Source organism: Streptomyces sp. NPDC056883 (assembly GCF_042788835.1).
GTDB lineage: Bacteria > Actinomycetota > Actinomycetes > Streptomycetales > Streptomycetaceae > Streptomyces > Streptomyces stoeckheimensis.
In genome coordinates this window covers 250,472-257,671 of sequence record NZ_JBHUBS010000014.1, presented here as the reverse complement: position 1 = coordinate 257,671, position 7,200 = coordinate 250,472, and the positions used below count along the sequence as shown (strand labels likewise).

General features: G+C 73.3%; 7 protein-coding genes. 2 read left to right on the top strand and 5 right to left on the bottom strand.

Annotation, left to right across the window (positions count from 1 at the left end):
- Positions 1–117: 117 nt before the first annotated feature.
- From ACFRU2_RS30025 to pdhA, 3 genes are read right to left on the bottom strand one after another with little or no spacing between them, the layout of a single operon-like run.
- Entirely contained in the window at positions 118–1,491 is a 1,374-nt protein-coding gene (locus ACFRU2_RS30025; RefSeq protein WP_382977825.1) for a dihydrolipoamide acetyltransferase family protein, read from the bottom strand.
- Positions 1,491–2,504, bottom strand: a complete 1,014-nt coding sequence (locus tag ACFRU2_RS30020; RefSeq protein WP_382977822.1) for an alpha-ketoacid dehydrogenase subunit beta — start codon at positions 2,502–2,504, stop codon at positions 1,491–1,493. The genes ACFRU2_RS30025 and ACFRU2_RS30020 overlap by 1 nt, the downstream gene beginning before the upstream one ends.
- Complete coding sequence (gene pdhA / locus ACFRU2_RS30015) at positions 2,501–3,652, bottom strand: pyruvate dehydrogenase (acetyl-transferring) E1 component subunit alpha (protein WP_382977867.1); 1,152 nt, start codon at positions 3,650–3,652, stop codon at positions 2,501–2,503. Before pdhA ends, ACFRU2_RS30020 begins: the two co-directional genes overlap by 4 nt.
- A gap of 177 nt (positions 3,653–3,829) precedes the next feature.
- Here pdhA and ACFRU2_RS30010 point away from each other — a divergent pair, with 177 nt between their 5' ends.
- Together ACFRU2_RS30010 and ACFRU2_RS30005 are read left to right on the top strand one after the other, a co-directional pair.
- Positions 3,830–4,426 carry an Lrp/AsnC family transcriptional regulator gene (locus ACFRU2_RS30010; RefSeq protein ID WP_382977819.1) on the top strand — a complete coding sequence of 199 codons (597 nt, stop codon included), beginning with the start codon at positions 3,830–3,832 and terminating at the stop codon, positions 4,424–4,426.
- 4 nt (positions 4,427–4,430) lie between these two features.
- A complete protein-coding gene (locus ACFRU2_RS30005; RefSeq protein ID WP_382977816.1) occupies positions 4,431–4,988 on the top strand; it encodes a MepB family protein in 558 nt (185 codons plus the stop codon).
- 4 nt (positions 4,989–4,992) lie between these two features.
- On the opposite strand, the gene ACFRU2_RS30000 is transcribed toward ACFRU2_RS30005, so the two are convergent.
- Together ACFRU2_RS30000 and ACFRU2_RS29995 are read right to left on the bottom strand one after the other, a co-directional pair.
- Entirely contained in the window at positions 4,993–5,580 is a 588-nt protein-coding gene (locus ACFRU2_RS30000) for a TetR/AcrR family transcriptional regulator (RefSeq protein WP_274548577.1), read from the bottom strand.
- Positions 5,577–7,136: a 3-hydroxyacyl-CoA dehydrogenase gene (locus ACFRU2_RS29995; RefSeq protein ID WP_382977813.1), complete on the bottom strand. Its 1,560-nt coding sequence runs from the start codon at positions 7,134–7,136 to the stop codon at positions 5,577–5,579. The genes ACFRU2_RS30000 and ACFRU2_RS29995 overlap by 4 nt, the downstream gene beginning before the upstream one ends.
- Positions 7,137–7,200: the final 64 nt, after the last annotated feature.

Here is a 7,200-nt window from a genome sequence, read left to right as displayed (position 1 = left end):
GGCGTTTGAGGCGCGGGGTCTGGGGCGGAGCCCCAGGGGGTCCGGGGCGCAGCCCCGGGGAACGGGCGAAGGGCGGGTAGGGGACTTCGCCCCGCAGGGCGGCCCACCCTCGCGGGGCTACAGGCTGCGCAGCAGGACCGAGGGGGACTCGACGCAGTCGGCGACGTACCGGAGGAAGCCGCCCGCGGTCCCGCCGTCACACACCCGGTGGTCGAACGTCAGCGACAGCTGAACGACCTTCCGGACCGCCAACTCCCCCTGATACACCCACGGCTTCGGAATGATCCGCCCCACACCGAGCATCGCCGCCTCGGGGTGGTTGATGATCGGCGTGGAGCCGTCGACCCCGAACACCCCGTAGTTGTTCAGGGTGAAGGTGCCTCCGGTGAGATCGGCCGGCGCCAGCTTCCCCGCCCGGGCCAGCTCCGTGAGCCGTGCGAACTCCGCCGACAGCGACTCCGCACTGCGCGTCTGTGCGTCCCGGACCACCGGAACCATCAGGCCCCGCTCGGTCTGCGCGGCGAAGCCCAGGTGCACGGCGGGCAGCCGGACGATCTCGTTCGCCGCGAGGTCCACCGTGGAGTTGAGCTCCGGGTGGCGGGCCAGCGCAGCCGTGCAGATCCGGGCGAGCAACGCGAGCACGGAGATCTTCGGGCCGCCCGCGGCGTTCATCGCCGCCCGGGCAGCCATCAGCTCGGTGGCGTCCGCGTCGACCCAGCAGGTGGCGTCCGGGATCTCGCGCCGGCTGCGCGACAGCTTGTCCGCGACCGCCCCGCGCACCCCCTTGAGGGGGATCCGCGTGGCACCCGCCGGCGCGGCGGCGGCAGCGGGCGCGGGCGCAACGGCGGGGGTCACCGGAGCCTGCGCCGGTGCGCGCAGCGCCTCCTCGACGTCCGCGCGCAGGATCAGGCCCTCGGGCCCCGATCCGCGCAGGGCGCGCAGGTCCACCCCGTGGTCCCGCGCCAGCTTGCGCACCAGCGGCGAGATGACCGGCACCGGCCCGGCGACGACGGCCGGTGCGGTGGCCGCCGGTGCCGTGACGGCAGGTGCCGTGACCACCGCGACGGCGGCCGGAGCCGGAGCCGCGGGTGCCGCCCCCGGCGCGGCGGAGCCGGGTCGCACCCGCCTCCGACGCGCCGGACGTGAATCGTCCGAGCCGTAACCGATCAAGGGCCGGGGCGCGTTCGCGGAGTCGGCGGCGTCCTGGGGCCCGGCGGGGGCGCCGGCATCGGCCGGCGCGCACTGCGCGCCCACGGCCACGGTGATCAGCGGGGCGCCGACGGGCAGTTCGGTGCCCTCCTCGCCGAACCGGGCGGTGACCACGCCCCCGTACGGGCAGGGCACCTCGACCATCGCCTTGGCCGTCTCGACCTCGACGACGGGCTGGTCGATGGCGACGACGTCGCCGACCGCCACCAGCCAGCGGACGATCTCCGCCTCGGTCAGCCCTTCTCCCAGGTCCGGCAGCTTGAACTCCATGACCTGCGGCATCAGTTCTCCCACTGCAGACGGGCCACGGTGTCCAGGATCCGGTCCACGCCGGGCAGGTGGTGCTTCTCCAGCATCGGCGGCGGATACGGGATGTCGAAGCCGGTGACGCGCAGCACGGGCGCCTCCAGGTGGTGGAAGCACCGCTCCGTGATCCGGGCGGCTATCTCCGCGCCCGGTCCGCCGAAGCCGCCGGACTCGTGGACCACCACCGCGCGCCCGGTCCGGCGTACGGAGGCCACGACGGTCTCCTCGTCGAAGGGGACCAGCGAGCGGAGGTCCACGACCTCCAGGTCCCAGCCCTCCTCGCGGGCCGCCTCGGCCGCCTCCATGCACACCGGCAGCGAGGGCCCGTAGGTGATCAGGGTCGCGCTCGTGCCGGTCCGCCGGACGAGCGCCTTGCCGATCCCGGGGACCGCCGCGGGCGCCTCGGGCGACCAGTCGGCCTTGGACCAGTACAGCCGCTTCGGCTCCAGGAAGATCACCGGGTCGTCGCTGGCTATCGAGGCGCGCAGCAGTCCGTACGCGTCCTCGACGGTCGCCGGGGTCACGACGGTGAGCCCGGGCGTGGCCACGTAGTACGTCTCGGAGGAGTCGCAGTGGTGCTCCACCCCGCCGATCCCGCCGCCGTACGGCACCCGGATGGTGATCGGCAGCGGCATCGCGCCCCGCGTGCGGTTGCGCATCTTCGCCACGTGCGAGATCAGCTGCTCGAAGGCCGGGTACGCGAAGGCGTCGAACTGCATCTCCACGACCGGCCGCAGCCCGTACATGGCCATGCCGACGGCCGCGCCGAGTATGCCGGCCTCGGCGAGCGGGGTGTCGGTACAGCGGTCCTCGCCGAACTCCTTCGCGAGGCCGTCCGTGATGCGGAAGACCCCGCCGAGCGCTCCGACGTCCTCGCCCATGACGTGGACGGCCGGGTCCTCGGCCATCGCGTCGCGCATCGCCCGGTTCAGGGCCTGGGCCATGGTCGCCGGCTTGGTGATCGCGGGCTTCACCGCCACCGTGGTCATGATCCGTTCCCCTCTTCGTGCTCGGCCGCGTCCAGCTCGGCACGGAGCATGGCCGCCTGTTCGCGCAGCCGGCCGGTCTGCTCCGCGTAGACGTGGGCGAAGAGGTCCATCGGGTCGATCACGGGTTCCGCGTTCATCCCGTCCCTCAGTGCCGCCGCCATCGCCTCGGCCGCGTCCTTGGCGTCCTGGATGCCCGCCTCGTCCAGCAGGCCGCGCGCGGTCAGCTCTCGCTCCAGGAGCTCGATCGGGTCGTGCGCCTTCCACGCCTCCACCTCGGCGTCGCCCCGGTAGCGGGTGGCGTCGTCGGCGTTGGTGTGGGCCTCGATGCGGTACGTGACCGCTTCGATCATGGTCGGTCCGCCGCCGGACCGGGCCCGCCGGACCGCTTCGGACAGCACCTCGTGCATGGCGGCGATGTCGTTGCCGTCGACGAGGCGGCCGGGCATCCCGTACCCCACGGCCTTGTGGGCCAGGGTCGGGGCGGCGGTCTGCTTGGCGAGCGGGACGGAGATCGCGAAGCCGTTGTTCTGCACGAGGAAGACGACCGGTGCCTGCCAGACGGCGGCGAAGTTCATGGCCTCGTGGAAGTCGCCCTCGCTGGTGCCGCCGTCGCCGACCATGGCGAGGGCGACCACGTCGTCACCGCGCAGCCGGGCGGCGTGCGCCAGGCCGACCGCGTGCGGCAGCTGGGTGGCGAGGGGCGTCGAGAGGGGGGCTATCCGGCGCTCGCGCGGGTCGTACCCGGTGTGCCAGTCGCCGCGCAGCAGCGTCAGCGCCTCTACGGGATCCAGTCCGCGCGCCACGGCCGCGAGGGTGTCGCGGTAGCTCGGGAAGAGCCAGTCCTGCTCCTCCAGGACCAGTGCTGCGGCGATCTCGCACGCTTCCTGGCCGACGGTGGAGGGATATACGGCCAGACGGCCCTGCCGGGTGAGGGCGGTGGCCTGGGCGTTGTAGCGGCGGCCGCGCACCAGCTCGGCGTAGCACCGGCGCATCAGCTCGGGGTCGAGCCGGTCGGCGGCCGGGGTGCCCAGCACCCGGTACGGCTCGGGGTCCGGGAGCAGCGGGGCGGCATCCGTACGGGGCCTCCAGGCGGGCGGCGGGGTGGAGCGGTGGGACGCACCGGCACCGGGCAGCTCTTGGACCGTCATGGCGGCGTACACCTCCTCGTGGGAAGCGGGCAGGGAGGCCTCGGGTGTGAGGCCCCTCACCTACCGATTGTTCGGTTGTCCCGGCAATTTGGCTACAGGCGGCGCCAGGCTGTGGACAAAGTGGCGCCGACGCCCTGGTATGGGTGCAGGACGTCCAGGAGAGGCAGGCATCGGGCGATGACGGATGAACAAATGGCCGGAGCGGGTTCCGGGGCGGCTCCCGCGGCGGGGGGCGCACTCGGGGGCGCGCCCGTACCGCCGGTATCCCCCGGACCGACGCCGCCGCCACCACTCCCGCCGCGCCCGCTGGACCCGATCGACCGGTCGATCGTGCGCCTGCTCCAGGCGGACGGCCGCGCCTCGATACGCTCCGTCGCCGAACAGGTCCACGTGTCGCGGGCCAATGCCTACGCCCGGATCAACCGGCTCATCGACGACGGGGTGATCCGCGGCTTCACCGCCCGCGTCAACCACGAACGCGCAGGTCAGGGAGCCTCCGCCTATATCACCCTGAAGATCGTCCAGAACTCCTGGCGCACGGTCCGCGAACAGCTCCGCGAGCTGCCCGGCGCCGCCCACATCGCCCTGGTCAGCGGCGATTTCGACGTCCTGCTCCTGGTCCACACCCCGGACAACCGCACCCTGCGCGAACTGGTCCTGACCCGCCTCCAGTCCATCCCGGAGGTCCTCTCCACGCGCACCCTGCTGGTCTTCGAGGAAACGGACCTCCTGGCCCGCGACCAGACCGCCGGCCCGACGATCAGCGAGGACTAGCCGCATGGCCCGGACCCCCGGCCCGCACCCGGATCTCCTCGCGGCGAAGGAGCTCGTCTACGACCCCTGCGGGTTCACCTGCTCGGCGCCGGTCCCCGAGGCCGAGAGCGCCGGGTACGCCGCCCACGCCTTCACCCTCGACGGGCTCGGCGTCCGGTTCCGCGCAGCCAGGACGACCCCCACCAAGGCCGGCCAATTCGTCACGCTGTGGCAGCGGTCCCCGGGCGGGCCCATCCGGCCCTTCGACACGGCCGACCCGGTCGACCTCTTCGTCGTCGCCGCCCGCGACGACGGCGGCGACGGCGACCGCGACGGCGACCGCACCGGCCAGTTCGTCTTCTCCATGGACGCGCTGCACCGCAACGGTGTCGTATCGGCACACGGGTCCGGCGGGAAAAGAGCGTTCCGCGTCTACCCGCCCTGGGTGGCCGCCCCCAACCGGCAGGCCTCCGCCGCCCAGGCGTGGCAGCTCGACCACTTCCTGCCCCTGCCCTTGGCCGGGCCCGGCGCCCTGGCCCGCGCCCGCGCGCTCTACCGCCCCCGGGCCATCGGCGGGGCGTAGCGGCTCAGCGCTGCGTGCGCAGCCCGTCCAGGGCCATGCTGACCACCGCGTCCGCGAGCTGGTCGGGGGTGGTGCCCGGGTGCGGGCGGTACCACTCGACCAGGGAGTTGACCATGCCGAAGAGGAGGCGGGTGGCGAGGCGGATGTCCACGTCCGCCCGCAGGTCGCCCTCGGCGGCGGCGGCCTTCAGCAGTTCCGCGACCTGGTGGTCGAACTCGCGGCGGCGCTCCAGGGCCCAGCGCTCGGTGCGGGTGTTGCCCCGGACCCGCAGCAGCAGGGTGACGTAGGGGAGCTCCGCGACGAGGACCTCGACCGTGCGGCGCGTGACGTACTCGACGCGTTCGACCGCGCGGCCGCGTATCGCCCCCGGCTCCGCCAGGACCGCGAAGAGCTCGTCCAGGGCCCGGCTGACGGCGCGGTGGAGCAGCTCCTCCTTGCCGGCGACGTGGTGGTAGATCGAGGACTTCGAGATGCCGGCCGCCTTGGAGAGGTGCTCCATCGAGGTGCCGTCGTAGCCGCGCTCGTTGAAGACCTGGACGGCGACGGACAGGAGCGTCTCGGGCGTGTACGTGTCCCGCTTGGCCGTGGTCATTCCGTCTCCCCCGCCTCGTCGCCCGCCTCGTCGTCCGCGTCCGCCTCCGCGGCCTCGTCCTCGTCGCCCGCCGCGTAGCCGAGCTTGTACAGCGCCAGCGAGGGCGCGTACCGGCCGCCGGGGCAGCGCTCGTCGAGGTGGTGCAGCAGGTCGTACGCCCAGTCACGGCCGAGCCGGTCGTGCCATTCGGAGGGGCCCGCCGGGTAGTTGACCCCGAGCCGCATCGCCGTGTCGATGTCCTCGGCGCCCGCCACCCCGCGCGCGACGGCGTCGGCCGTGAGGTCGATCAGCATCGCGACCGTCCGGGCGACGATCATGCCCGGGACGTCGCCGATGACGGAGACCTTCTTGCCGAGCTTCTGGAACAGCCCGACGGCCTCCGCGAGCGTCCGCTCGCTCGTGTCCTCACTGACGGAGAGCGCGATCCGGGTGGCGTCGCGGTAGTCGAAGGCGAGGTCGAAGTAGACGACGTCGGCGAACTCGATCGCCGTCTTGCCGTCGGCGAGCACGAGCTGGCCCTCGCCGGGCAGCTGGATGTACGGGCCCCCGTGCTCGACGTCCACGACCTCGATCCCCGCCTCCTCCAGGAGGTCGAGGAGGCCGGCCGCCGGTCCGAGGTCACCGACGACGGTCACCTTCGCGGGTGCCTCCTCGGGGCCCGCGGTGTGCGGGGCCGGGGCCTTCGCGTCCGGGCCGTACGGGTACCAGCCGTGGCCCGACTTCCGCCCGAGGCGGCCCGACTGGACCAGCCGCCGCTGCGCGAGGGAAGGGGTGAACTTGGGGCTGCGGAAGAAGGACTCCCACACCGAGCGGGTGACGGCCTCGTTGACGTCCTGGCCGATCAGGTCGGTCAGCGCGAAGGGGCCCATCTTGAAGCCGCCGCTCTCGCGGAGCACGGCGTCGATGGTCGCCGGGTCGGCGCCCTGCTCCTCGTACACCGCGAAGGCCTCGGCGTAGAAGGGCCGGGCGATCCGGTTGACGATGAAGCCCGGGGTGTCGGCGCAGCGCACCGGCGTCTTCCCCCAGCCCAGCACGGTGGCGTACGCGCGGTCGGCGGCGGCCGGGTCCGTCGCGAACCCGGAGACCACCTCGACCAGCGGGAGCAGCGGGGCCGGGTTGAAGAAGTGCAGGCCCAGGAAGCGGCCGGGGTGCGCGAGCCCGGCGGCGAGCTCGGTGACCGAGAGGGAGGAGGTGTTGGTGGCCAGCAGCGCCTCCGGTGAAACCACCTCTTCGAGCGCCGCGAAGAGCGCCCGCTTGACGGTGACGTCCTCGACGACCGCCTCCACCACGAGGGCGGCGCCGGCCAGCTCCGGCAGCCCGACCGCCGATGCGATCCGGCCGATCGCGTCCTCGGACTCGGCGCGGTCCAGGCGGCCCTTGGCGGCCATCCGCTCGACCCGGTCCTGGACGAATCCGACCGCGTCGGCGGCGAGCGGGGCGTTGATGTCGTAGATCAGCACGCGGTGACCTGCGAGGAGGGCGACTTGGGCGATGCCCTGCCCCATGGTGCCGGCTCCGACGACCGCCACTGTGCGGGACCGCTCGATTGCTGTCATGCCCAGATCCTCCCGCACCGACTTGTCCACAGGTCTGCCGGGCCCTCTTGTCCCGACCGATCGT

Coding starts and splice junctions, on each gene's coding strand:
- ACFRU2_RS30010 (WP_382977819.1), top strand. CDS start 3,830: ATGACGGATGAACAAATGGCCGGAGCGGGTTCCGGGGCGGCTCCCGCG.
- ACFRU2_RS29995 (WP_382977813.1), bottom strand. CDS start 7,136: ATGACAGCAATCGAGCGGTCCCGCACAGTGGCGGTCGTCGGAGCCGGC.
- ACFRU2_RS30020 (WP_382977822.1), bottom strand. CDS start 2,504: ATGACCACGGTGGCGGTGAAGCCCGCGATCACCAAGCCGGCGACCATG.
- ACFRU2_RS30000 (WP_274548577.1), bottom strand. CDS start 5,580: ATGACCACGGCCAAGCGGGACACGTACACGCCCGAGACGCTCCTGTCC.
- ACFRU2_RS30025 (WP_382977825.1), bottom strand. CDS start 1,491: ATGCCGCAGGTCATGGAGTTCAAGCTGCCGGACCTGGGAGAAGGGCTG.
- ACFRU2_RS30005 (WP_382977816.1), top strand. CDS start 4,431: ATGGCCCGGACCCCCGGCCCGCACCCGGATCTCCTCGCGGCGAAGGAG.
- pdhA (WP_382977867.1), bottom strand. CDS start 3,652: ATGACGGTCCAAGAGCTGCCCGGTGCCGGTGCGTCCCACCGCTCCACC.